Source organism: Streptomyces milbemycinicus, assembly GCF_002154605.1.
GTDB lineage: Bacteria > Actinomycetota > Actinomycetes > Streptomycetales > Streptomycetaceae > Streptomyces > Streptomyces milbemycinicus.
Genome location: NZ_MUNE01000848.1, coordinates 1 through 1,058 on the forward strand (window position 1 = coordinate 1; position 1,058 = coordinate 1,058).

At 72.2% G+C, this 1,058-nt stretch carries 1 protein-coding gene and 1 pseudogene; both read left to right on the top strand.

The genetic code is table 11. The features are described from left to right. The first annotated feature begins 33 nt into the window (after nucleotides 1-33). Nucleotides 34-399 (top strand): phosphoribosyl-AMP cyclohydrolase, encoded by a 366-nt coding sequence (gene hisI, locus CCN51_RS47500; protein WP_014180505.1) that lies wholly within the window; start codon nucleotides 34-36, stop codon nucleotides 397-399. A gap of 32 nt (nucleotides 400-431) precedes the next feature. Beyond that, nucleotides 432-1,058, top strand: a pseudogene (locus CCN51_RS47505) (anthranilate synthase component I); the annotation flags it as partial.

Genomic DNA, 1,058 nt, shown 5'->3' on the forward strand with positions numbered 1-1,058 from the left:
ATTCCCCGGCGCCGGGGAATGCAGAATGGTCGCATGACCGGCTCCGACCGCCCCTCCGCCCTCGACCCGGCCCTCGCCGCCCGCCTCAAGCGCACCGCCGACGGCCTCGTCCCCGCCATCGCCCAGCAGTACGACACCGGTGAGGTGCTGATGCTCGGCTGGATGGACGACGAGGCGCTGCACCGCACCCTCACCACCGGCCGGGCCACCTACTGGAGCCGCAGCCGCCAGGAGTACTGGGTCAAGGGCGACACCTCCGGCCACATACAGCTGGTCAAGTCCGTAGCCCTCGACTGCGACGCCGACACCGTCCTGGTGAAGGTCGACCAGGTCGGCGCGGCCTGCCACACCGGCGACCGCACCTGCTTCGATTCCGACGTCCTGCCGCTCGGCCAGTAGGCTCGCCAGCCATGACCCAGGGTGCGCACACGATGGACCTCGAGACCTTCCGCAAGCTGGCGGCCGACCGCCGCGTCATCCCCGTCACCCGGCGGCTGCTCGCGGACGGCGACACCCCGGTCGGCCTGTACCGCAAGCTCGCCGGCGAGCGCCCCGGCACCTTCCTCCTGGAGTCCGCCGAGAACGGCCGGTCCTGGTCCCGCTACTCCTTCATCGGCGTACGCAGCGCCGCCACCCTCACCGAGCGTGAGGGCCAGGCGCACTGGCTGGGCACCCCGCCCGTCGGCGTCCCCACCGAGGGCGACCCGCTGCAGGCGCTGCGCGCGACCATCGAGACCCTGCACACGCCCCGCGACCTCGGGGGGCTGGTCCATCTGCCGCCGTTCACCGGCGGCATGGTCGGCTACCTCGGCTACGACATCGTGCGCCGCCTGGAGAAGATCGGCGAGAGCGGCCGGGACGATCTGCGGCTGCCCGAGCTGACCATGCTGCTCACCTCGGATCTCGCCGTGCTCGACCACTGGGACGGCACGGTCCTGCTGATCGCCAACGCGATCAACCACAACGACCTCGACACGGGCGTCGACGAGGCGTACGCGGACGCCGTGGCGCGGCTCGACGCGATGGCCACCGACCTGGCCCGCCCCGTCCCCACGGAC